Genomic DNA, 24,117 nt, shown 5'->3' with positions numbered 1-24,117 from the left:
TCTATTCACCTAAATCATCTGAGTAAGAATCATCAAAAACCACTTTTAAAACCAAATATAAAATGGCGATTACAGCTACATAGAGAATAAGGAAAGCAATAAGATTAATTGGGTCAAGAATATGAATTGAGAATGTATCGAGTAAATATTGAGATAAATTTTGGTTTAGCTCATGTAATTTAGTGAAACTCATATCCGTATTCCTTGTTAAGAATTGTCATTCTGTCAATGTTGAAAGATTTTAGTGCCTTCAAAATAATTCTGTCAAGCCTGAAAGAATGTGGCTTAGGTTTTTATTAATGAAAAATGAATGGTTTTCTTAGATAGAATGTTAAGTATGGTATTGTTTAGATTAGATATTTACTGAGAAGAAATTAAATAAAAATAAATGAAGTTTTTTTACTCAGAATTGAGTTGTAGTTATGAATTACTGGTTAAAAAGGCCAATAAAAACTAAAATAGGTCTAGCGGAGGATTTAACATGACATTTAGCTCAGAATTTTTAGAAAAGTACAAAACGTTCAAGAATATTGATAGATATAATGATCTTGCTGTCTATTTTCCAGAACTAAACTCTGGCAATATTTCTAGTATTAAAAACGGGAAACGTTCTTTAACTGCTAACCAAGTAATTGCTATGGCTGAAGAAATGGGAGTTGATTGGAAAGAAGCTCTTATAAGTTTATCTATCGAAAAAACAAAGGATAAAGAGCTAAAAGATCGTTGGTCTGAAATAAAAAAGAAAATAACTGCGGCATGTGTGGCGGTAGCAATGACAATTGCGAGTGCAGCAGTTATGACTAATACAGTCCCGCCTTTGCGGTATCGTAGATAGCCCATAAATTACGTTATGTTAAATTGCTTAAGCTAATGAAAAGTGGGAGTTAGGTTACTAACTAGCCCACTTTTAGAAGGGTTTAAAATAGCTTAATTTAGCTCAGAATCTACCCAAAACTTAGTGCCTTTAAGTACCGCTTGTAACGCAAGGCCATTTTCGGTTAAGGAATAAACAGTTACTTGGTCGGCAATTGCTTCGGCAACTAAAGCACCACCTTTATCTTCATATTTTGCTGCTGCATCTGCATTTCCACCGAATGCCCAACCATGTTCAATAAAGCGATTTACTGCTGCTTGATTATGAAAAACCATCACAACATTAAAGTCTTTAACACCTAAACCTAAGCCTAAACCTGCTTCACCCATATTCATGTAAGTTGATTTACCGGTTAAGTTATTTTTTACTACACCATAACCACCGCCAAAACTGGCTAAAACAACATTTACATTGGCATTATCAAAAACCGCATAACCAGCAGAGTTAGCAATTTGTTGTTTAACATCAGGTTTTTGAGCGTAAAGCTCACTTAATGTATTGTTTTTCATGCTTTGTACTAAAGCACGTTTTTCATCGGGAGATGCACTTCCTGTTGTAGCACAACCGGTTAAAATTGTAGTGATTAAAACTAAACTAATAGCGATAAACTTTTTCATACATATTCCTTGAATATTAGTATGGCAATCTAGTTAATGTTGCAAATACTATAGATATATTAAGTCCAATACTAGACAGTATCGGACTTTATGGTAATCTTATAACTAGCTATTTTACAAGATATTACATCATTATGCTCGTTGCTCTCGTCGATACACTAAAACAACTGCGTTACCAAATTGCTCATCTTGAAGATGATACTCTTGCAACAGAATATCCAGAACTTGAACACTTTATACATCAAGTTGGATTGACTGTTGCTGAATCAAAAAATGACTTAGCTTTTGTTTATCAGTTTTTATATGTGTATGGCCGAAAATCAGAAGCCACATTTAATCGTTTTCGAAATGAGCTTGAGCGTTTTTGTTTATGGTCGTGGTTGGTTGCTGAAAAATCGGTATTTGATCTAAAACGTGAAGATATTGAAGCCTATGTTGATTTTATGGTTGAACCAGATTCAGCCTGGTTATCAAGTTCAGTGCAATGGCGTTATAAAGATGAACAAGGCATAAGACGACTAAATACAAATTGGCGTCCTTTCATCAATAAAGAAAATATTGCTAGCCAACAAACACTCGCATCTATGTTTACAGCTTTAAATGTTTTTTATAAGTTCGCAATTTTAGAAGAAAAAACCTTTGCTAACTTTGTACCGGTTGTTAAAAAGAATAGCCCTTACTTAGTTGTGCAATCGCAAATTAAAATTCCCGATACACTTAGTGATATTCAATGGGAATATGTTTTTGGTGTTACTCGTGATTTATGTGAACAACAACCTAATTTAGAAAGAAATTTATTCACACTTGCTTGCTTAAAAGGATTGTACTTACGAATATCTGAGTTATCCGAGCGCCCTCAGTGGTCACCCGTTATGTCACATTTTTGGCAAGATAATGATGGTTTTTGGTTTCTAAGAATTATGGGTAAAGGTAATAAATTACGTGATGTTACCTTAAGTGAAGATTTTATATCATATCTAAAACGTTATAGGCTTTACCGTGGTTTACCTGCCCTGCCCCGCGTTGATGAAGCTGAGCCGTTAGTTCATAAAATTCGTGGTAAAGGTGGAATGACTGTTCGTCAAATTCGCCGTTTGGTTCAGCAAAGTTTTGATTTAGCAAAACAATCTCTTTTAGATGACGGCTTTAAAGATGATGCGGAACAACTTGAAGCGGCCACTGCTCACTGGTTAAGACATACCGGTGCAACACACGATGCCCAAACAAGACCGCTAAAACATTTATCTGAAGATTTAGGTCATGCAAAAATTGCTACGACAGATCAAATCTATATTCAAACAAATATAAAAGAACGTGCAAAGTCCGGAATAAAAAGGAAAGTGTAATGGAATATACAATACTGGCATCAGTTGGCTTGGCTTTATTATTTTATTCACTGACGATTCGGCAATTAGAGCGAACAGAAATTACCGGGCCAATGTTTTTTGTGTTGGTCGGAATTGCAATGTCTTACTTTTTGCCGAGTGAGTTTAAGTTAGGCGAAGCCGGACTCAGTGACATTTTACCTTTGGTTGAATTAACCTTAAGTATTTTTTTATTTACCGATGCCGCCAAATCAAAACTTCCCGTATTAAAACATAGTTATCAGTACCCTAGCCTGTTACTTTTTGTTGCTTTGCCGATGACATTACTGTTAGGTGTAGCTGGTGGGTTGTTTTTCTTTTCGGAGTTATCACTTTTTCAATCTGCTTTGATTGCGGTAATCTTAACGCCGACTGATGCCGCGCTTAGCAAAGGAATTTTAGAATGCACATCGGTTCCAGAGAAAGTTCGCGAAGGAATAAATACGGAAAGTGGTTTGAACGATGGCCTTTGCGTACCCATCTTTTTAATTTTACTTTTATTAGCTCAAAATCCAGAAAGTGCTGTAACGACAATTGATACTTTACTTGTTTTTGCAAGAGAGTTAGGTGTAGCACTTATTGTTGCAGGCGTGTCGATGGCTGTGTTTATTCCACTTTTAAAAATAGCATTAGCACGTCATTACTTTGCAAATAATAGCAGTCCATTTTTATTGATTGGCTTAGTCATGGCTATTTTCTCTTTAACACAAAATTTTCATGGCAGTGGCTTTATTGCTGTTTTTGTTTCGGGGCTTTTATTTGATTACTTAGCACCTAAAAAAATTCGTTCAACACTAGTTAAAGACTCTGAGCATATCGCTGAATTCGTAGCCTTACTAATTTGGTGTTTATTCGGTTTTGTATGTGGTCACTTAATTGTAAATGATATCACTTGGCCAATTGTTCTTTATGCGTTATTAAGTGTGACGATTTTTAGAATTGTGCCGGTACTCCTTTCACTTATGTTTACTAATCTAAATTTCAAAGACAAATTTACTTTTGCGTGGTTTGGTCCTCGAGGTTTGGCGTCTATCGTTTTCACATTAATGGTGATGGATACAGCAATTGAAAACAAAGAACAAATTGCCACAGTAACATTAACAACCATTTTATTTAGTGTGTTCATTCATGGCATGAGTACCAAGCCCATAGCAAAAAGTTACCAATAAAAAGGCGCGTTGAGCGCCTTTTTTATTTTTACAACTTAAAGTAGCTCTGCAATCAATTGCAGTGGATGCTTAGGTTTAAATTTTTCATAGCGCTTCACTTGGCTACGACAAGAAAAGCCAGTTGCTAAAATAGTTTCAGGCTCATTACTTGAAATAATTGGTTGCCAACTCATTTCATAAAGAGCCCGTGAATTTTCTTGGTTTTGTTTTTCATGGCCGTACGTTCCTGCCATACCACAACAACCCGTACTGGTAGTTTCAAGCTGTAAATTTAGATCAGCAAAAATGGTTTGCCAAACTTTAGATGCATTCGGCATTGCTGTTGTTTCAGTACAATGACTCAACAATTTAAATGGCGAATTTGTTGTAGTGGCAAGAGTAACTTGTTTAAAGTTTTGCGTTTGAAGCCATTCATGCGCAAGCTCAACTTTAAAATCTCCACGGTTCTCTTTTAAAATTGACACATATTCATCTCGGTAACACATAACCAAAGATGCATCGAGCCCAACTAAAGGAGCATTGATTTCACTGAGTGAATTTAAAAACTCAGCAGCATTTTTTGCTGTTGTTTTAAATTCATTTAAAAACCCTTTTACATGCTGTGCTTTACCATTAGGTTTAAATGGTAATAGCATAGGTTTTTTGCCTAACGCTTTAATGACTTTAATAAAGCTTTCGACTAATTCGGCTTCGTAAAAACTCGTGAATGGATCTTGTACTATCAGTACATATTCAGCTTGTTGTTCTTTTGAAAGTGAATTAAGTAATTCAAAATTAAAATGCTGATCTTTTGAAATACGTTTAGAAAGTTGCGGTATGCTTAAACTTGGCGTATCAACATAACCAATGGTATTTTTAATTAATCCTGAAACAAGTTTTGTATTTACTATTGGATTTACCACTTTAGCAAATTTTGCCATCACCGGCGCAGTTTGTTCGATGCCTGCTACTAAATAATCTTTTGCTGGGCGCGCATAATAACTGTGGTAGAAATTTAAAAAGCGTGAACGGAATGTTGGTACATCAACTTTGATTGGGCAAGCAGTAGTACATGCTTTACAAGCTAAACACTCGTCCATTGATTCTTTTACTTCATGAGAGAAATCATAAACGCCTTTTTTCTTATCGCGACTATGTTGATAGCGCTCCCACCAAGTGATCACTTCACCATTAACTAATTCTTTTTCGACATTGAGTAAATCAATATTTTCAGACTCTTGAAGGCGCAACCACTCGCGCATTAAACTTGCGCGACCTTTAGGTGAATGACGGCGGTCACCTGTTACTTTATAAGATGGACACATTGGTGATTTTTCATCGTAGTTAAAACACAGACCATTACCATTACAGGTCATCGCGTTATTAAATTCAGTTTTAACATCGATAGAAATTTCTTTGTCGAACCAGGCACGCTTTTGATCGTCAACAGAAACGAGTGAGTCTTTACTTTCAATTGGCGTACAGATTTTACCTGGGTTTACTCTGTTATTTGGATCAAATGCCGCTTTGATTTTTCTAAGTTGTGTAAATAAATGCTCGCCGAAAAATTCAGGGCCATATTCACTTCGATACCCTTTGCCATGCTCTCCCCACATCAAGCCGCCATATTTGGCAGTCAGTTTAACGACTTCATCTGAAATATGGCGAAGCAATTTTTCTTGTTCAGGGTCACACATATCGAGTGCAGGTCGTACGTGTAAAACACCAGCATCAACATGGCCAAACATACCATATTGAAGGTTGTGGTTATCGAGAAGTTCACGAAACTCGACTATAAAATCGGCTAAGTTTTCTGGTGGTACTGCAGTATCTTCAGCAAAAGCTAAGGGTTTTTGACTGCCTTTTACATTTCCTAAAAGGCCCACTGACTTTTTACGCATTGCATAAATTTTTAATATATCAGCTTTGTCATTCGTTAACTGATAACCGATCACGCCATTAGTTTGTTTTTCAACACATTCATCGAGTAGCTTACAAAGAGTGTCTACTTTATCTTTAATGTCTTCTGGTGAAACCGCATTAAACTCAACCATGTTGAGCCCTTGCATATCTTTGTTTTCAACATCGGTTATTAAGTCCGATACTGAATGCCAAATGATATCTTCTCGAGCAAGGTTAAGTACTTTGCTATCGACTGTTTCTACAGAAGTTGCATTTGCTGCAACTAGAAATGGTGAATGACGAAGTGCAGAATCAAAGCTATCGTATTTAATATTGATTAATGTTTTAAATTCAGCAATGGGCGTAATATTTAGTTTTGCTTCAGTAACTATACCTAATGAACCTTCGGAGCCAGTAATTAATCGGCTCATATCAAAGGTTTGTAAATCATCAGAAAAAATATGTTCTAAATCGTAGCCGGTCAGAAAACGGTTTAAACGTGGGAATTTTTCTAAAATAGCGTCTCGATTCTCAAGGCCAATATCAAGAACTGTTTTATATAACTTACCTACTGTCGTGTTTTGTTCAGCAATTACTTTTGCTTTTTCAATAGGCATAGGGGTTGTTGACATTTCAGTGCCATCAACAAGATAAGTTGTTAGGCCTAAAACGTGATCACTTGTTTTGCCATAAACCAAAGAGCCTTGACCTGATGCATCTGTATTTATCATTCCACCGACTGTTGCACGGTTACTTGTTGATAAATCGGGCGCAAAGAAAAAACCGTAAGGACGCAAAAAGTCGTTTAATTGGTCTTTTATTACACCCGTTTGCACGCGCACCCAGTTTTCTTGGACATTGATTTCTAAAATTTCACGCATGTAGCGAGATAAATCAACAACTATACCTGGGGTTAGCGATTGACCATTAGTACCTGTACCACCTCCGCGTGGACCAAAAGTCAGTGATAAAAACGGATCACGAGAAGCAATTTGCATAGCAAGTTGTATGTCTTTTGCTGACTTTGGAAAGATGACACCTTGAGGTACCTGTTGGTAAACGCTGTTATCGGTTGATAAACTTAAACGTGTAGAAAAGCTTGCATCGGTATCACCACTAAAACCTTGTTTTTGTATTGTATCTAAGTAATTAGAAACGAGTTCTGTGGTGGCTTGTTGTTGGCTTATTGTTGCTATCATGACGGTGATAAATTAAGGCATTTTGCAAATTATATCATGCTAATAGCTAAGATAAATTGAAGATTTTACAGTTTGTAACACTCTTTTTATCGATTTCGGGGGCAATACTTTTATACTGTGTATTAAAGCAGCAAATGAGATAGTCAGATGAAAAAAATTGCATTAATCAGTTTAGGTGCCTTGTGCATGTTATTGGGTTTAGTTTTTGTTATTATTCCCGGACCGTCGCTGATCTTCTTTATTGCAGGACTTTTCTGTTTATCTTTTTACTATCCTAAAGCGCGTGATTATTTAACCTTGTGCCAAAAGGCTCTGACTAAGTCATGTGCTTATATCGATAAAAAACTTGCTCGCTGATTTCTAATTGAGCTACAAAAATGCCAGCTAAGTGCTGGCATTTTTTATATCAGAATCTTTATTTTAATTAAATAAAGTACTTAGTCGGCTAATTTCTTAGCAAGATATAACCAAGTTTCTAATACTGTATCTGGGTTTAGAGAAACAGAATCAATGCCCTGCTCAACTAACCAAGCTGCAAAGTCTTCATGATCTGAAGGACCTTGACCACAAATACCTACGTATTTGCCTTTTGCTTTAGCAGTTTGAATAGCCATTGATAATAGTTTCTTGATTGCAGGGTTACGCTCATCAAATAGATGCGCAATTAAACCTGAGTCACGGTCAAGACCTAATGTTAACTGAGTTAAGTCGTTTGAACCGATAGAGAAACCATCGAAATACTCTAAGAACTCATCTGCAAGTAACGCGTTTGATGGTAATTCACACATCATGATTACTTTCAGACCATTTTCGCCACGTTTAAGACCATGTTCTTCAAGTAATTCAATAACGCGCTTACCTTCTTCAAGCGTACGAACAAATGGGATCATGATTTCAATATTAGTCATACCCATTTCGTTGCGAACACGTTTAATCGCTTCACACTCTAACGCGAAACAGTCACGGAAATCTTCAGAGATATAACGTGCTGCACCACGGAAACCAATCATTGGGTTTTCTTCTTCCGGCTCATATTGCTGGCCGCCAACAAGGTTTGCATATTCGTTTGACTTAAAGTCAGACATACGAACAATGACACGCTCAGGTGCAAACGCACAACCTAGTGTTGCAATACCTTCAACAAGCTTAGAAATATAGAATTCTACAGGTGATTCATAACCTGCCATCATTTCTGAGATTTCAGCTTTTAGCTCGTCAGATTGCGCATCAAAATTAAGAAGTGCTTTAGGGTGAACACCAATCATTCGGTTGATTACGAATTCAACACGCGCAAGGCCAACACCGGCATGAGGTAAGCGAGCAAAGTCGAATGCACGATCAGGGTTACCTACGTTCATCATAACTTTCATTGGTAATTCTGGCATTTCATCAACACGTGATGTAAGTACTTCGTAATCTAAAATACCTTCGTAGATATAACCTGTGTCACCTTCGGCACACGATACAGTTACATCTTGGCCTGCTTTAATTAAATCAGTTGCATTACCACAACCAACAACTGCAGGAATACCTAATTCACGAGCAATGATTGCCGCGTGACAAGTACGTCCACCACGGTTTGTAACAATCGCAGCGGCACGTTTCATGATTGGCTCCCAGTCTGGGTCAGTCATGTCAGTAACTAGAATGTCGCCTTGTTGTACTTTGTCCATTTCATCAATTGAATCTAGTACGCGTACAGTACCTGAACCAATCTTGTGACCAATTGCACGGCCTTCAGCAACAACTGTGCTTGTACCATTTAATTGGAAACGCTCCATAACGTTAGCGTCTTCGTTTGAACGAACTGTTTCTGGACGTGCTTGAACGATGTAAAGTTTACCGTCGTTGCCGTCTTTTGCCCACTCGATGTCCATTGGACGACCGTAGTGCTTTTCAATAATAACAGCTTGCTTTGCAAGTTCTTGAACTTCAGCATCTGTGATTGAGAATTTGTTTGAAAGTGACGAATCTACGTCAACAATTTCAACTTGCTTACCATGTGATTCATCCGCTGAGTAAATCATTTGGATTGCTTTTGAACCAATGTTACGGCGAACTACCGCTGGTTTACCGTTAGCAAGCGTTGGTTTATGAACATAAAATTCATCTGGGTTTACAGCACCCTGTACAACCATTTCACCAAGACCATAGCTTGAAGTTACAAATACAACATCTTCAAAGCCAGATTCAGTATCAATACTGAACATAACACCTGAAGCTGCTTTATCTGAACGAACCATGCGTTGGATACCAGCTGAAAGTGCAACACCACGGTGATCATAACCTTGGTGAACACGGTAAGAAATAGCGCGGTCATTAAATAGTGAGGCAAACACGTGTTTGATTGCAGTCATTACTGCATCAATACCACGTACGTTTAAAAACGTTTCTTGTTGTCCTGCGAATGAAGCGTCTGGCATGTCTTCTGCTGTAGCAGATGAGCGAACTGCAAATGAAACATCTTGTGATGCGTCGCCGTGTAGTTGGCTATATGCGTCGCGGATGGCTTGGTCTAGGTTAGGTTGGAATGGTGTATCGATAATCCATTGGCGGATTTCGGCACCGACTTTAGCGAGTGTATTTACATCATCCACATCCAATGTGTCTAAAATATCGTGGATTTTTGAGTTTAATCCAGATTGCTCTAGAAACTCATTGAATGCATCAGCGGTTGTAGCGAAACCACCTGGCACTTGAACACCAGCGTTAGCTAGGTTTGAGATCATTTCACCAAGTGAAGCGTTTTTACCGCCAACACGAGGAACATCTTGCATACCAAGCTCTTGATACCAGAGAACGTATTCTTGCACGGATCTTTCTCCATAAACAAATTGTAGTACTAACTGTGAGAGTTAAGAAAGAAAACCTTCTAAAAAGGTCGTAGTCATTCTACACTGGCAACAGACCTCACGTAAACCGTGAAGCCCCTATTTTGCAGATAAAGGTAATAAAAAGGTTAAATATGAGAACTGCATTTTATATTTCTGATGGAACAGCAATCACCTCTGAAGTCTTTGGTCATGCGACCTTATCTATGTTTCCTGTTGAGTTTAATCACAAAACAATTCCTTTTGTTGAAACAGAAAAAAAAGCAATTGAAGTTAAGAACTTAATTAATTCAACAGCGCAACGTGATGGAGAACAGCCACTCGTGTTCTTCACTTTTGTAAACCACGAGCTAAGTGAAATTATTAAATCGTCTTGCGCGGTGTGTTATGACTTTTTATCACAATACAGTGATAAAATTTCTCAAGAGTTAAAAGTTGCGCCAGTACCAAAGGTTCATAGAACGCATTCAATGCACGAGAAAAGTTATGATTTTCGTATTGATGCGGTTAACTATGCGTTGACCAATGATGATGGCGCTAACATTAAAAACTATGCTGAAGCCGACATTATTTTAGTAGGTGTTAGCAGAAGCGGTAAAACACCAACTAGTTTATACCTAGCATTACAATATGGTATCAAAGCGGCGAATTACCCGCTGACAGAAGATGATTTAGAAAGAGGCACCCTGCCTGAGTGTTTAAAAGCTTACAAACATAAACTTTTTGGTTTAACGATTGACCCTGTTCGCCTTGCCGATATTCGCCAGCGTCGTATGGCTAATTCAAAATATGCGTCTTTAAAACAGTGCCGTATCGAAGTGCGTGAAGTAGAAATGCTTTATAAAAAACAGAAGATTCAATTTTTAAATTCGACTCATCATTCAGTAGAAGAAATTTCTGCAAAGATTATATCTGATACTGGTCTTGAAAGACGTAAGTACTAACTTATTTTAGTATCGGACATTAAAGAAGGCTGCAATATGCAGCCTTTTTTGGATAACTTAGTGTTACTTACGTGCGTCTTTTAATAAATCAGCAACTAAGAAACCTAGTTCTAAAACTTGATCTGCATTTAGGCGTGGGTCGCACTGAGTGCGGTAGCGCTGTGCTAAATCTTCATCAGATAAGCCATATGCACCACCAGTACATTCAGTCACGTGCTGGCCAGTCATTTCAAGGTGAACACCACCTGGGTATGAACCTTCAGCTTTGTGTACTGCGAAGAACTGGCTAATTTCACGAAGAATATTATTAAAGCTACGTGTTTTATAACCTGAGCTCGCTTTCTCAGTATTACCATGCATTGGATCTGAGCTCCAAATAACTTTACGGCCTTCTTGTTGTACTTTACGTACTAGTGCCGGTAGTTTCTCTGGCAGTACATCAGCACCCATTCGCGTAATTAACGTTAAGCGACCTGGAATGTTATCTGGGTTAACTGCATCGATAAGTTTGATTAGCTCATCTGGGTCCATACCTGGCCCAACTTTCACACCAATTGGATTTTTAATACCTTTAAAGAATTCGATGTGTGCATGATCAAGTTGACGTGTACGTTCACCAATCCAAACAAAGTGTGCAGAACAATCGTACCAGTCACCTGATAAGTGGTCGCGGCGTGTTAGTGCTTCTTCGTAGCCTAATAATAATGCTTCGTGTGATGTAAATAAGTCTGTTTCTTTTAAGCTTGGTGCAACAGTTGAGTCGATACCGCACACTTCCATAAATTCAAGCGCATCTTGAATTCTGTCAGCTAGCTGTTGGTATTTCTCTTTAAGCGGATTTGCTGCAACAAAACCCATGTTCCAGCGGTTTACTTGATGTAAATCGGCTAAACCACCTTGCGCGAATGCGCGTAATAAATTTAGCGTTGCTGCACTGTGATGATATGCTGTCATCAAACGCTGTGGGTCGGGTACACGTGCTTGCTCAGTGAACTCGAAGTTATTGATGATATCACCACGGTACGAAGGCAGAGATACACCATCGATCGTTTCGTAATCTGATGAGCGAGGCTTAGCGTACTGACCTGCCATACGCGCAATTTTAACTACAGGGCATTTACCACCATAAGTTAAAACAACGGCCATTTGTAAAAGTGTTTTAAATGTATCGCGGATATTTGCTGCATTAAAGTCACTGAATGACTCTGCGCAATCACCACCCTGTAATAAGAAGGCTCTGCCTTCACATACAGCTTCTAGTTGTTTGTATAAGCTACGCGTCTCTTCGGCAAATACCAGAGGTGGTGCGCTTTTTAATTGCCCTTCAACTGATTTAAGGGCTTCTTGATCTGGGTACTCTGGCTGCTGAAGTATCGGCAGTTTTCTCCAGCTGTCTGGGTTCCACGATTGCATGTTGTTTCCTCATTCCTAACATAGACCATTTACGAAAACTAACTTATTGCACGTACTAAGTTCAAGGACAATATTCAGCTATTTACGATTATTTCGTTATTTGATAAACAGATTCGATATTAACTAGCAGATACTTAGCATCTTTCCATTTTGAAACAGTGAGTTATAGAGCTTTTTTTGTTTTAACAATTAACCCAAAGGCCAAGAACACATCTTACCTAGATTAAGGCCTAGTGTAACCTCTGCTTTACACACTTATATTGAACAATTTATATCTAACATTGATCAAGTTGAAAACCTGTACTAAGTAGCATAATAAAGAACACATCATACTTAAATTAATTAATATGTAAGGTCAGCATCGAAAATAAATTTATCTATTAATTTTCAGAGGATAAGATTAAAATTGAATAAACGTTAAGTAAGATGTGTTCCTATGAGTACAAAGTTAGAGATACGCAGTCAGTTTGATTTAGTCAGTGAATTGACTCATTTGTTTTGTGAAGAATTAAAAGAAGTGGGTTTTGATAAGGCTTCATATTATCAACTGCCAGATATCGATGTAAACGACGAAAAGAAAGTTCCTTCTTCAATTAGTGTACATAAAATTGAAGGCGATGATGCTCATAAATTAATTCTAAATTCCTTTGGTGATTTTTATAAAAAGTCAGGATTAAGTAGTCGAGTATTAAAAAGGCATCCAGGCTTATTAGTTTTAAAAGATGTCGATAAGCAACATTTCATTGCAAGGATAAATCAATTAAATAAAGCCAAAGCTGATTTTAAAAATAGTGTTATAGCTATCGATAATAATGATGCGAGGTTTGAAGCTGTTCACAATGCTGTTCCAAATCTCATTACCCTTGCAGCATATCGTAAGATCCATTTTGAAACTGAATCGCCCTACTCTGTTCGTTTTACTTGGATGCACAAACACGCAACTAAAACGCTAACAAAAAAAATGGCCTTAGCAATGTTGGATAAATCGGCTAGTTATTCTAACCCAAGAATGATCGACCAACACGCTTGGCAAGCGCTAGTTGCACAAGAGCAAAGTCGAGTTGCAAGTTTAGGTGATAAAGAAAAATTGCGAATTCGTAGACCAACAAGAGTTAGCCCACAAGTTAATGTAAGATATACAGCTAAAAATCGATATCATGTTAGTGCTGCTTTACCTTTTATTTTGATAAACCCAGAACCAGATGTAAAACTTGGTACATTAACTGATTATCAAAAACCTGAAAGCCACCCTCGAAAAAGAGAATATGATTTCTTAGTTGATAGACTTTACTTAGAACAAGTGACAGATTGATTATGTTAAAAAGGCCACATATGTGGCCTTTTGTATATAGTAAGTAAGTATAAAAGAAATTAGTCTTCGACTATTTCTTCAATTTTATCTTCATCGATTAATACCGCATTCTCAACAATGCGTTTCCCACCTTGAATTTCGATTCGTTTATTATGCTTATTAAGCGTAAGAATCTCATCACAAAATTGATCAGATGGATGCATTTCATATGTGTAATCAATAATATTACCCGTTTTGTCATCTTTGACATTGGTAATGTTATATTCAGAGATTGCACCTTTCTCAATTAAGTCTTTCATTGTCGTAGTCATATCACGACGCAAAGCTTTTAATTTATTCTCGGTAATTTCGTCTGTTGAATAAATAGAGCCATATTTTTCCATAATCGATAATAGTCGGAAATGGTAGGTCTTACCCGGTGCCGCATAACGCCATAAATGATATAAACGAAGCATCATCCAACGAGATAAACCACGTTTTAATTCTTGAGCACTATTAAAGTAGTAACCTTTGTATTCAAGGTTATCGATCATGTTATGAACGAAGGCATTCAAACAAGCCACACATTTTACGTTACCACCTTGACCTTTTTTTCCACTAAAATGAAGTGACGATAAAAAGTTCATGTTCGATTCGTAAAATGAGTCATCAATATCAGAGTTACGCGTATCTGTTGCTGAATATTTGAAAGAAAGTTTAGAACCTTGTAATGCTTCTAATGATTCTTTGATTTGCGGATAAGGCATTGACTGGCCAACCGCTTTCAGTTCTTGCGCTAATTCATTCATTGAAAAAACAACTGCGTATTGAATGCCAGACTTAAAATTGATTTTTACAATTTTACCTTTAGAGGCTAAACGAATTAAGGCACGTTCGACTTTTTCTTCTCGATCAGATGGCCAAACAAGATATTCAACATCTTCACCATCTTTTCTTGTGCTTACTACCGCAGGTGTAATTTTGATTTCGCCATCATAAAGAATGCCGTCTACTTTTTCAGAGATTCTTCTTGTGACGATGGTTTTCTTTGGTGCTTCTTCAACCGGAAGCTTCTTATGACCAGAACGGACAAAACGTCCCCATAAATCATAATGATTAAATGTATTTGAGTAAGCTCTCAAACCATGTGCAGCATTTTCAATTGAAACACGCACATCTTTGTTGTCTGTAAATAGTGCAAGACTTTCATTATCTATTGCACTTTCCACCCCGTGGATCTGCCCGCGTAATGTATCGGGTAAGTTATCTACCGAGATGTTGACCTTTCGGCTCATTGTTCTTATTTCCAATTTTTCTTCGACAGTTAATAACAACACATAAAACTTCAAAAGTTAAATGTTTAAGTTAGTATAAACTTGATCCGATCATAATTTATTTCTTCGGATCAGTTTTATACTAACTGTTTCGTAATTGCTGATTTTCAGATCAGATTTTTACTAAGTTATAGTTGATAGGTCGCAATTTTACTAACTCAGTTCAATTTATGTCCTGTTAATCACCTTTTTAAAGCAAATTAACACGACAAAAATTGCTTTTTTAAAACAGCATGTGGATAAACAGCTCTTTAGTTAGCATAGATCTGATCTGTACCAACTATAGATCAGATCCATACCAACTTATTGAGCATTTTAGTTATCCTCTCAGTGTATAACTTTATAATTTAGTTAGTAAAAGTTTGATCTACACAAGCATTTTTGTGTGTAAAGCAGTGACTAAGCTGTGCATAAGTCGAAAGCTCATTTTTTGCTTAGTAATATGCTGATCTGCGAGTCATTAAAGATCTGATCTTTACCAAGTAAAAACACGATCTTGCTTTTTAGTAAATATTCAATAAAATCAGTAATATATTTCACTATTTTAGCATCTTACCCTTATATACCTATATACTTAACCGATATTAAACTTACTTATTTATACTTAGCATCAGTAAAGTTACAAAATTTTATTAAATGTCTTATAAATAAAAGGTATGTCGTCTTAAATACTTGTTTACAGCAATTTGAATGGACATTATACTTAAAGCATAACTTTGAGGAAGAAAGTATGTCTATCAATAATAATGCGCTAGCCACTTACAGGTTACTAAAAGCGACAGCAGAAGTTGCTGAAAAATCGCTAGAAGGACGTATTCAACATTATCGTGCCCATTTAAAGTCTGAAGAAAAAGAACTTCGTACTTACACGCAAAAAGCAGCCGCTGACTTATTAGGCTGTAATAATCGCACCTTGAAACGACGTCATGATAATGGTGACTTTGATGAACTAAATATCAAACGTGGTGCTAATGGTCACTACGCATATACCTTAGTAAATATTTTTGCTATGGCTGATATCATGGATATAAAGCCAGATCACCGTACAGTTGATGATAAATTACAAGTTATCGTTATTAACTCATTAAAAGGTGGTTGTGGTAAAACAACCAGCATGGTGAACATAGCCGCTGCACTTGCTACTACCAACATTAAACGATACAGAATTGGTATCATTGACCTTGATCCACAAGGTTCTTCATCAAGCTTTTTCCCACCAAGTGAGCCAGACCCAATTACTGTGGGCGATTTAATGCGTGACTGTATTGAACTCGATGAAAACGAAACCTGGGATGAATTAGTATCAAACTCTTTCTTACCTACCCATATACCTAATATTCGTATTTTGCCTTCTGGTATGGATGACTTTTATTTTGAGCATGAAACAGCAACTTTATTAAAAGATAGCTCTAGTTATGATAAAACTCGTCACTATCATAAATTGCTCGAAAAAGTTATTGAACCGGTAAAAGATCAATTTGATATTATTCTAATTGATACAGCGCCTTCTCTTAACTTTATGTTTTATAATGCATTAATGGCTTCTACCTCGATGCTTATTCCAGTTCATCCTGAAGCTGTAGACTTTGATGCAAACAATAAATACTTAAAACGATTAGGCGAGATTTACCATACAGTTGCTGCGCTTGGCCACCAAGGTTGGGATTTCATGCAATTCTTAGTGACTAATTATGTTAAGGGTAACCATTCACAGCGCGATATCGTTAAAGATGTTCGTAGTGCATTTGGTCGTCAAGTAATGAGTTACCCAATCAATCATAGTTCAGCAATTACCGCCAGCTCATCTTCTTTTAATACTATTTTTGATCAAAAAACGTCAGACAGCTTAGCTAGTCGTGAGTCACTGCTTCGTGCGCAAGAAAATATCAAAGATGTGGTTGATGAACTAGAAATGTTGATCCGATCTAATTGGCAGTCAACTCAATCAACGCTAAATTCAGCTAAGTAAGGTAATTAATAAAAATGGCTAAAAAACGTAAAAATGATACCAGCTTAGACCCTTTTTCAACGTCTATCGAAAGCAGTAGTTTAGATGCTTTGCTAGAACAGGCTTCTGCTGGTGATGTTATCAGTATGCCTGCTCCAAGTGATCCTACTCGTCAAATTACTTTGGTGTGTAAGGTTATCCCAAGTTCAGAAATTGAAGCTAAAACAAAAGTTTATGGTAAAAACCGCCGTGTGCAATCATTATTAAATGAAAAGTCAGTTGCCGATATCCTACCTGCAATTGCCGAAGACGGTCGTAATCAGCACCCTGCCCTATGTTGGGATAAAGGTGACGAAATGCTTGTATTAGCAGGCTCTCGTCGTCGTAAAGCATGTATTTTAAGCAATTCTGATTACTTAGTTTTAAGCTCGGAAGACTTTACAGATCAAGATGCTAAAATACTTGCTGTATCATCTGATCAATACATTGCCCCGAGCCTATGGGAGCTTGGTCAAGCGTATCAACAAACCCGTGATGAGCTTATTGCTGAAGGTAAAAAAGGCTCTTATCGTGAGATTGCGGCAATTGAGGGGGTATCACACACAGCTATTGCTGATGCTATCAAAGCGTATGAGAACCTACCTTCAGAGGTTTTAAGCCTTTACCCAACAGCAAATCATGTTGGCCGTGAAGTAGCTAAAAAGCTTATTAGTGCCAAAGAACGAGATGAGCAGTTGTTTACCAAGCTTGTAAATGACGTTAGTAGTGATAGCGAATTAGCGCAAATCAGCAGCGATGATAAACGTGCTCTTGCAATTACCAAGCTATTAACTGCTGAACCAGCAGCGCCTAGCCGTCGTGAAGCACTTATCGACAGTGAGTTTGTTAGTGTACAGCGTAATATTAAAAGCGGTGATTTATCTGTCAAAATCGATAATAAAGTGATGACAGACAAACGCTTAGAGCAGCTAACTAAATTGTTAAATAGCTTTAATTAGTTAGTAAAATAATGATCTCTCACGCTTTTACAGTTAGTAAAAGCGTGATCTCCCCTCCCCTTTCGTTAGTAAAATAGTGATCTTAGGTTGGCTAATTTGGTCATTCTTACACTCTCAGATCAGTTTTTTACCAACTAATCGCCCCTTTACAGTTCTGTTACCCTGTAAATTTGTTTGCTTAGTAAAAAATCGATCTGTAAAGCCCCTTCCTTGTTATTAACCTGTTTATATCTTGTGCGATTGTTGTTTGTTAAATGCTCAGTATGTCACTTTTCAACTTTGATTTTATTTTAAAGCACTTTTTTACTAACTAATCAGCTCCAACCAGTCCAATATTGCCCAATAGTGCTTTAGCTCTGGGCCGATAGATCATATACTGGCAGAATTATTTTTTGTTTTTACTGTCAAAAGCGTTATGTCTGCTAACTTATCCAAAAATGACTTATTAGCTATCTTTGAAGAAATCAAACAAGAGCAAGAAACTCAGTTTCCTCTGTCTGAGCGCTTCATTAAACAGCTGTTTAAGCCACATGTGTTAAGTAAAGCAAAAGAGTATCACCAGAACGGCCAAATCAATTGGTTAGAACATAACAGTGATTTTAGTGTTATTGATGCATCTATGTTTGGTAACGAAGGAAATACCTTCACTCAGCATATTGAGATCAGCAAATTACCAAGTGGCTTTTCGGTCGATTCGCATTGTACTTGTGGCTCTAAAACCAAATGCCGTCATATTGCGGCTGTGCTCCTAAAGCTGAAAATTGAACATTCAGGTGACTATGGCGAAGATTACATCATTAATGATTGGTTTAGTGAGCTAAAAACGCTTAAGCAAGTTGCTAGTGACAATGCCAAACAGGTTCTATTATTCGTCCTTGATGTAGAGAAGTCTGTAGTAACCCTTACCCCTAAAATTGCTAATTACGATCCTGAGCATAACTATACACTTGGTCGTAACCTAACCGAGCAGCAGTTAAATAGTTTTGTAACTCCCACTGATTTATTAGAATCGGATTTTCGTTTATATAGCTGGATCCGTTCTCAAAATGCCCTTGGTAAATTAGAGCTAAAAGGCCAATGGGGTTTTGCAGCACTGCAGCAATTAATTGCTACTCAGCGTTTGTTTTTAGGTCGCTCTCGCCAAGCAATTAAAGCTGATAGCATGCAAGCACTAGAGTTTGATTGGAAACAAAACAAAGACTTAACGTCATTGAGCATGACGCTTGCTGGTCAAGATAATTGGTTATTGTTAAAAACAACCCCCCCTACTTACCTTGACCCTGAAAAGCTAAAAGTGGGCCGAATTCGTACTCCGTTAACGGCTGATGAAATAGCGTTACTAGCCAATATGCCTGCTATTCACACAGAGAACTTTGATCGCGTTTATCAACAGCTCAATGATAATTTTGGTGAAGGTGTGATCCCTCATGCATTTAAGGAAAGCAAAAAAAGCCTAGCTCGAACTGTATTCCCTGTCATCAGTATTAATAATGACGAGGGCACAATCCGCTTAGGATTGCAGTTTAATTATCAAAACTCTTTGTATGATTTAAGCCAGGCGCCAGCTGATATATTAAACCAGTCATTAGAAAACACCGTTGTAAATGAATTAACTAACCTTGGCTTTGAATTATGTAAAGGGGCTTTACAAACAGATTTTATCTTTAATAAACAATCAGTTATTCATGAGCACTGGTTAAAGTTTGAAATAATTCCAAACTTATTAAAACGCGGTTGGAAAATTAATGATGAGTTAGACGTAGGCAAAGTTCTAAAACAACTTTCACTGCAAGTTGAGCGAGGTAAAGGTCATCAGATAGTTAGTAAAATCGTGATCTCTGGTGTCAAAACTCAACAGTTGTTTGTCACTGATAACAATACCTATCAATCGCTTAATCGACAAAGTGAGCGCTTTTATTACTTTACTGTAGGAAAACGCTTTGCTGTGGTTGAAAAGGCCGCGATGATGCAGCTTAATGATTATCGTGAACGTTTTGAGCATATTAAAACCCGTGACGAAATCTTAATGCCTTTGTCGTTTTTGCCTAAGCTTATCGAGCAAAAAGCAATTAAGGTTAATATTGTTGACGATGCACTCGATGCTTATTTATCTGAACTGAATAGCTCACAACAGCTTATTAAAAAGTCCGATATTCAAGGCTTAAACTCTGGTGTGCAATTACGAGAGTATCAACAACACGGTATTGATTGGCTCAACTTTCTAAAACGTCACCAGCTTGGTGGTATTTTGGCTGATGACATGGGGCTAGGTAAAACCCTACAAGTTATTGCCTTTTTAGCTAATGCCAAGCAATCACCACAAGCAGGCCCCACGTTAATTGTTTGCCCAACCAGCTTGGTTGGTAACTGGCAAAGTGAAATTAATAAATTTGCCAGCAACTTAAAAATTACGACTGTCTTTGGTGCTGCGCGCAGCGACCAATTACAACAGTTGTCGCAAGCAGATTGTATCTTAACAACTTACCCACTATTAAAGCGGGACATTGCCTTTTATTCGCCGCTGTATTTTGAAAACATCATTCTTGATGAAGCGCAATATATCAAAAACGATGCCGCGCAGGTTTCGCGGTTAGTTAAGCGCCTTAATGCTGACTTTAAGCTCTGCTTAAGCGGCACGCCTATTGAAAATAACTTATTTGAGCTTAAATCTTTGCTCGACTTTGCAATGCCTTCTTTACTTGGTTCGCAAACACACTTCAAAAGCTATTTTCAAACGCCTATTGAGCGTGATAACGACGTTGCCCGTGCAGATGAACTTAAATCGTTGATCATGCCATTTATTTTGCGACGTACTAAAGCACAAGTAACGCAGGAACTACCAGAGAAAACTGAGCTAGTTAAAGAGTTTGAATTTGAAAGCAAACAAAAGGAAATTTACTCAGGTATCACTGAATCTTTAGAACAGAAATTAGTTGACCTATTTGCGCAGCAAGGTGTGCAAAAAAGTAAGCTTGCCTTTTTAGATGCATTATTAAAGCTAAGACAAATCTGCTGTCATCCAAAATTGATCGATCCTAGTTCACAGGCTGGCAGTGCTAAGCTTGAGTGGTTATCAAAGCATTTGCCTATTATGCTTAGCGAAGGACGTAAGGTGATTATATTTAGTCAATTCACCATGGCACTTGATGTGATAGCTGAGCGATTAAATGAACTTGGCATCCGCTTTAGTATGCTTACAGGGCAAACGCGACATCGCGACCGTGTAATTGAAGAGTTTACTCAAGGTGATACATCCGTATTCTTAATCAGCCTTAAAGCCGGCGGCACCGGATTAAACCTAACTCAAGCCGATACAGTGATTCATTTTGATCCTTGGTGGAACCCTGCCGTTGAAAAACAGGCGACAGATCGTGCCTATCGTATTGGCCAAACTAACCCTGTGTTTGTTTATAAATTGATTATGGCTAACTCAATCGAACAAAAAGTATTTAAAATGCAGCAGCATAAACAAGCCCTTGTTGATGCATTATTTACCGAGAAATCAATGAGTTTTACTCAGTTTGATGAAGAGCAAATGCTTGCACTGATAAAAAATTAAATTTTTTTAAAGTTTTTTTGAACTAATCAAATTTTGGGGCGTCTATTATTATGCTTGTTGTTAAATTGCAGTTTACATAAGCATTATGTTGATTTCCCATTTGGTTACTAAATTTTAGTAATGTTAGAGCCAGCTCACCTTGAGCTGGCTTTTTTTATGCCTAAACCCCCTACTCTGCTGAGCACTAATTCGTTATGATGATGTGTCTTTAAGTTATTGAGTTTTCATTATGATTACAGAGCTAATTGCACAGATTAATTGGCAAAGTGGTGTGCTTGGTGCTGCTGTAGGTGCTGTTGCAAGTGGTGTTATTTTTGCCCTACAAAATAGTCGCTTAAAAAATCAGTTAACCGAACTTCAAAATAGCCAGCAAATCTTGCAAAATCATTTAGAACAAAAGCAGCTGCAACTTGAACAAAGCCAGCTTACACTTTCGCAGTTACAGCAAGATTACGCAGAACAACGTGATGAGTCTCAACACTTTAAAACCCGCTTTGTAGAACAAGAAAAACAAGCACAACAATATAGTCAGTTTTGGCGCAAGGTCGAAGCTGAGCTTGCTGATACAAAAGCTGCACTTAATCAGCGCGATGTTGATTTAAGTACCTTACGAAGCACAGTTGAGCAAAAAGAACTGCATTTTAAAGAGCAGCTTAGCCATATCAAAGAAAGCAAAGAGCAACTCAAAAAAGAGTTTGAAAATCTCGCTAATCAAATCCTTGAAGAAAAATCGCAACGTTTTAAAACCTTAAATCAAGAAAGTATTGAGCAACTATTAAAACCTGTTCAGGGGGAGCTAAAAGGCTTTCGCGATAAGATGGAATTGATCCACGTCGAAGATCTAAAGCAGCGTGCAGCACTAAAAACTGAGTTATTGCATTTGCAAGCTAAAAGCCAAGCCATCACCGAACAAGCTGATAGGCTGAGCACTGCATTACAAGGGCAAAAGAAAACCCAAGGTAATTGGGGTGAGTTAATGCTTGAGAATGTACTAGACAGCGCTGGGCTGCGTGCTGGAGTAGATTATCAGCGAGAAGTATCGTTTAACACCGAAGATGGCCGTTTACGACCAGATGTTGTGGTGTATTTGCCTCAGCAACGTCATTTAGTTATCGATGCTAAAACCTCTTTAAACGCGTATACACGCTATGTCAATGCCGATACAGAGCTTGAGGCGCAGCAAGCGCTAAAAGAGCATGTTATGGCGGTGCAATCACGTATAAACGAGTTAGCAAGCAAAGCCTACGGCAGACTACCCGGTATTAACTCACCAGAAGTGGTGATCATGTTTGTACCAATAGAGTCGGCTTTTGTTGAAGCACTTAAGTACCAGAGTGATATTTATCAGCAAGCAATCGAAAAAAACATTTTAGTTGCTACGCCAACGACCTTATTGACTAGCTTGAATATCGTAAAACAACTGTGGCGTTTTGAAGAGCAAACTAAATACTCAAAAGAGCTTGCCGCTCGTGCAGAGCGTTTTTACAACAAACTCAATGGTTTCTTAACCAGTATGGAAGGGGTTGGTAAGCAATTAGACCGCGCCAAAGAAAGCTATGATAAAGCGTTTTCTCAGTTGTATCGTGGTAAAGGAAACTTGATTAAGCAGGCCTCTGAGTTCAAAGAGTTGGGGGTTTCTGTTCAAAAAGAGTTACCCGCGGAAACTGTTGAAAAAGCCCAATTAGAGTTAGATTAATATGCAGGTTTTAAAGCGTATCGGGTTTGTTATTCTCGCATCTGTATGTTTTGCAAGTAGTGTCAAAGCTGCAAATTATGATTACGACAGCCAACTTAATAAAGCGTTGCACGCTAAGAAACTTGTTGCGATTGGTGATGTTCATGGCAGCGAGCATGTTGTTACTAGGCTTATTAAATACTTAGATGAGCCTAATAACTGGCAGCAGCTTGATGATCTTGTCGTTGAATTTGGCAATGCGCGGTATCAAGATTTAGCTGATCAATATTTGTTAAGCAAACAGAATATAAGCATTGATGACGTAAGGCACATTTGGCGCGACACCTTGTATTTTATGGCATGGCAATATGATGTTTATGAGCAATTAGTTTTAAAGTTAAAACAGCTTAATAGTACCCGTTTACATAAAGTTCGTCTTGTCCTTGCTGAGCCTGCAATGAACTGGCAAACCCTCTCTAAAGAGGATTGGCAAAAGCTAGAGCGTAGCCGTGAAACTGGCTATTTAGAGGCAATAAATCAGCATGTTGTCGCTAAGCAGCGCCGTGCAATCTTACTTTTTGGTGCATTTCACACCTTTAAGCAGCCAGTGGTTATAAGTACTCAAGCTTCGCCTTTTAATTCAGTTATTACATTACTTGAACAGCAAAAACCAGGTACCACATACACTGTTTGGCCAGCGATGAAAAACGATGGTATTGCATCATCATACCCTGCGGATAGCTTGATCCCTTTATCGGCTTATAGTTCGTTGAATAAGCCGTTAGCGTCAATGTCTAAGCGCTTTGCTACAAGCAATAGTGTTAACCTTGCGGATGTTGCGGACGCTTATTATGTGCTAAAAAACACAGATAGAAATGCGCCATTAAGTGATGCGGTTTTAAATGATCTGGCATGGCATAAAGAATTAAAACGCCGTGCTGAAATAGTGTCACCAAGAAGTGCTAAACAAATCCACTCTTGGCTTAAGCAACATCACTAACAAAAAGCCAACGCCATGTT

At 37.7% G+C, this 24,117-nt stretch carries 17 protein-coding genes; 11 read left to right on the top strand and 6 right to left on the bottom strand.

The window, feature by feature from the left end; all coding sequences use genetic code 11:
- Position 1: 1 nt before the first annotated feature.
- Positions 2-193, bottom strand: coding sequence for a hypothetical protein (locus tag CWC02_RS06895; protein WP_138617241.1), 192 nt, complete (start codon positions 191-193; stop codon positions 2-4).
- A gap of 288 nt (positions 194-481) precedes the next feature.
- Between CWC02_RS06895 and CWC02_RS06890 the strand changes: the two genes are divergently transcribed.
- Entirely contained in the window at positions 482-835 is a 354-nt protein-coding gene (locus CWC02_RS06890; RefSeq protein WP_062567877.1) for a hypothetical protein, read from the top strand.
- A gap of 92 nt (positions 836-927) precedes the next feature.
- On the opposite strand, the gene CWC02_RS06885 is transcribed toward CWC02_RS06890, so the two are convergent.
- Positions 928-1,491 carry a lipid-binding SYLF domain-containing protein gene (locus CWC02_RS06885; protein ID WP_054553327.1) on the bottom strand — a complete coding sequence of 188 codons (564 nt, stop codon included), beginning with the start codon at positions 1,489-1,491 and terminating at the stop codon, positions 928-930.
- Positions 1,492-1,625: 134 nt separating this feature from the next.
- Here CWC02_RS06885 and CWC02_RS06880 point away from each other — a divergent pair, with 134 nt between their 5' ends.
- Positions 1,626-2,837: a tyrosine-type recombinase/integrase gene (locus CWC02_RS06880; RefSeq protein WP_138617239.1), complete on the top strand. Its 1,212-nt coding sequence runs from the start codon at positions 1,626-1,628 to the stop codon at positions 2,835-2,837.
- On the top strand, positions 2,837-4,024 hold the full coding sequence (locus tag CWC02_RS06875; RefSeq protein ID WP_138617237.1) for a cation:proton antiporter: 1,188 nt from the start codon (positions 2,837-2,839) through the stop codon (positions 4,022-4,024). Before CWC02_RS06880 ends, CWC02_RS06875 begins: the two co-directional genes overlap by 1 nt.
- 35 nt (positions 4,025-4,059) lie before the next feature.
- On the opposite strand, the gene ydiJ is transcribed toward CWC02_RS06875, so the two are convergent.
- Positions 4,060-7,104: a D-2-hydroxyglutarate dehydrogenase YdiJ gene (gene ydiJ, locus CWC02_RS06870; protein ID WP_138617235.1), complete on the bottom strand. Its 3,045-nt coding sequence runs from the start codon at positions 7,102-7,104 to the stop codon at positions 4,060-4,062.
- A 147-nt stretch (positions 7,105-7,251) separates the two neighbouring features.
- On the opposite strand from ydiJ, the gene CWC02_RS06865 reads away from it, so the two are divergent.
- The gene (locus tag CWC02_RS06865; protein ID WP_054553331.1) at positions 7,252-7,461 is read left to right on the top strand and encodes a PGPGW domain-containing protein; all 210 of its coding nucleotides are present in this window, start codon (positions 7,252-7,254) and stop codon (positions 7,459-7,461) included.
- Positions 7,462-7,541: 80 nt separating this feature from the next.
- Here CWC02_RS06865 and ppsA read toward each other — a convergent pair whose 3' ends face one another.
- Positions 7,542-9,917 (bottom strand): phosphoenolpyruvate synthase, encoded by a 2,376-nt coding sequence (ppsA, locus tag CWC02_RS06860; RefSeq protein WP_138617233.1) that lies wholly within the window; start codon positions 9,915-9,917, stop codon positions 7,542-7,544.
- Between the two features lie 152 nt (positions 9,918-10,069).
- Between ppsA and ppsR the strand changes: the two genes are divergently transcribed.
- A complete protein-coding gene (gene ppsR, locus CWC02_RS06855; RefSeq protein ID WP_054553333.1) occupies positions 10,070-10,879 on the top strand; it encodes a posphoenolpyruvate synthetase regulatory kinase/phosphorylase PpsR in 810 nt (269 codons plus the stop codon).
- Between the two features lie 63 nt (positions 10,880-10,942).
- Here ppsR and CWC02_RS06850 read toward each other — a convergent pair whose 3' ends face one another.
- A complete protein-coding gene (locus CWC02_RS06850; protein WP_054563102.1) occupies positions 10,943-12,292 on the bottom strand; it encodes a class II 3-deoxy-7-phosphoheptulonate synthase in 1,350 nt (449 codons plus the stop codon).
- Between the two features lie 436 nt (positions 12,293-12,728).
- On the opposite strand from CWC02_RS06850, the gene CWC02_RS06845 reads away from it, so the two are divergent.
- A complete protein-coding gene (locus CWC02_RS06845) occupies positions 12,729-13,604 on the top strand; it encodes a DNA replication terminus site-binding protein (protein ID WP_054553335.1) in 876 nt (291 codons plus the stop codon).
- Positions 13,605-13,663: 59 nt separating this feature from the next.
- On the opposite strand, the gene CWC02_RS06840 is transcribed toward CWC02_RS06845, so the two are convergent.
- Positions 13,664-14,878 carry a hypothetical protein gene (locus CWC02_RS06840; protein WP_054553336.1) on the bottom strand — a complete coding sequence of 405 codons (1,215 nt, stop codon included), beginning with the start codon at positions 14,876-14,878 and terminating at the stop codon, positions 13,664-13,666.
- Between the two features lie 769 nt (positions 14,879-15,647).
- On the opposite strand from CWC02_RS06840, the gene CWC02_RS06835 reads away from it, so the two are divergent.
- The 5 genes from CWC02_RS06835 (at position 15,648) to CWC02_RS06815 (ending at position 24,097) form a co-directional block, all read left to right on the top strand.
- Positions 15,648-16,886, top strand: a complete 1,239-nt coding sequence (locus CWC02_RS06835; RefSeq protein ID WP_138599774.1) for an AAA family ATPase — start codon at positions 15,648-15,650, stop codon at positions 16,884-16,886.
- Between the two features lie 14 nt (positions 16,887-16,900).
- Positions 16,901-17,863: a transcriptional regulator gene (locus CWC02_RS06830; RefSeq protein ID WP_138617231.1), complete on the top strand. Its 963-nt coding sequence runs from the start codon at positions 16,901-16,903 to the stop codon at positions 17,861-17,863.
- 415 nt (positions 17,864-18,278) lie between these two features.
- Positions 18,279-21,422, top strand: coding sequence for a DEAD/DEAH box helicase (locus CWC02_RS06825; protein WP_054553339.1), 3,144 nt, complete (start codon positions 18,279-18,281; stop codon positions 21,420-21,422).
- 229 nt (positions 21,423-21,651) lie between these two features.
- Positions 21,652-23,118 (top strand): DNA recombination protein RmuC, encoded by a 1,467-nt coding sequence (locus CWC02_RS06820; RefSeq protein ID WP_138617229.1) that lies wholly within the window; start codon positions 21,652-21,654, stop codon positions 23,116-23,118.
- A 1-nt stretch (position 23,119) separates the two neighbouring features.
- Positions 23,120-24,097: a hypothetical protein gene (locus CWC02_RS06815; RefSeq protein ID WP_138617227.1), complete on the top strand. Its 978-nt coding sequence runs from the start codon at positions 23,120-23,122 to the stop codon at positions 24,095-24,097.
- Positions 24,098-24,117: the final 20 nt, after the last annotated feature.

It is taken from the genome of Pseudoalteromonas sp. S2721, assembly GCF_005887425.1.
GTDB lineage: Bacteria > Pseudomonadota > Gammaproteobacteria > Enterobacterales > Alteromonadaceae > Pseudoalteromonas > Pseudoalteromonas simplex.
This window is presented reverse-complemented; position numbering and strand designations above follow the sequence as displayed.

Excerpts from the sequence above, each read along its gene's own strand:
- CWC02_RS06875 (WP_138617237.1), top strand. The coding sequence starts at position 2,837 with ATGGAATATACAATACTGGCATCAGTTGGCTTGGCTTTATTATTTTAT.
- CWC02_RS06865 (WP_054553331.1), top strand. The coding sequence starts at position 7,252 with ATGAAAAAAATTGCATTAATCAGTTTAGGTGCCTTGTGCATGTTATTG.
- CWC02_RS06885 (WP_054553327.1), bottom strand. The coding sequence starts at position 1,491 with ATGAAAAAGTTTATCGCTATTAGTTTAGTTTTAATCACTACAATTTTA.
- CWC02_RS06845 (WP_054553335.1), top strand. The coding sequence starts at position 12,729 with ATGAGTACAAAGTTAGAGATACGCAGTCAGTTTGATTTAGTCAGTGAA.
- CWC02_RS06850 (WP_054563102.1), bottom strand. The coding sequence starts at position 12,292 with ATGCAATCGTGGAACCCAGACAGCTGGAGAAAACTGCCGATACTTCAG.
- ydiJ (WP_138617235.1), bottom strand. The coding sequence starts at position 7,104 with ATGATAGCAACAATAAGCCAACAACAAGCCACCACAGAACTCGTTTCT.
- CWC02_RS06825 (WP_054553339.1), top strand. The coding sequence starts at position 18,279 with ATGTCTGCTAACTTATCCAAAAATGACTTATTAGCTATCTTTGAAGAA.
- CWC02_RS06880 (WP_138617239.1), top strand. The coding sequence starts at position 1,626 with ATGCTCGTTGCTCTCGTCGATACACTAAAACAACTGCGTTACCAAATT.
- CWC02_RS06890 (WP_062567877.1), top strand. The coding sequence starts at position 482 with ATGACATTTAGCTCAGAATTTTTAGAAAAGTACAAAACGTTCAAGAAT.
- CWC02_RS06835 (WP_138599774.1), top strand. The coding sequence starts at position 15,648 with ATGTCTATCAATAATAATGCGCTAGCCACTTACAGGTTACTAAAAGCG.
- CWC02_RS06815 (WP_138617227.1), top strand. The coding sequence starts at position 23,120 with ATGCAGGTTTTAAAGCGTATCGGGTTTGTTATTCTCGCATCTGTATGT.
- CWC02_RS06895 (WP_138617241.1), bottom strand. The coding sequence starts at position 193 with ATGAGTTTCACTAAATTACATGAGCTAAACCAAAATTTATCTCAATAT.
- CWC02_RS06830 (WP_138617231.1), top strand. The coding sequence starts at position 16,901 with ATGGCTAAAAAACGTAAAAATGATACCAGCTTAGACCCTTTTTCAACG.
- CWC02_RS06820 (WP_138617229.1), top strand. The coding sequence starts at position 21,652 with ATGATTACAGAGCTAATTGCACAGATTAATTGGCAAAGTGGTGTGCTT.
- CWC02_RS06840 (WP_054553336.1), bottom strand. The coding sequence starts at position 14,878 with ATGAGCCGAAAGGTCAACATCTCGGTAGATAACTTACCCGATACATTA.
- ppsR (WP_054553333.1), top strand. The coding sequence starts at position 10,070 with ATGAGAACTGCATTTTATATTTCTGATGGAACAGCAATCACCTCTGAA.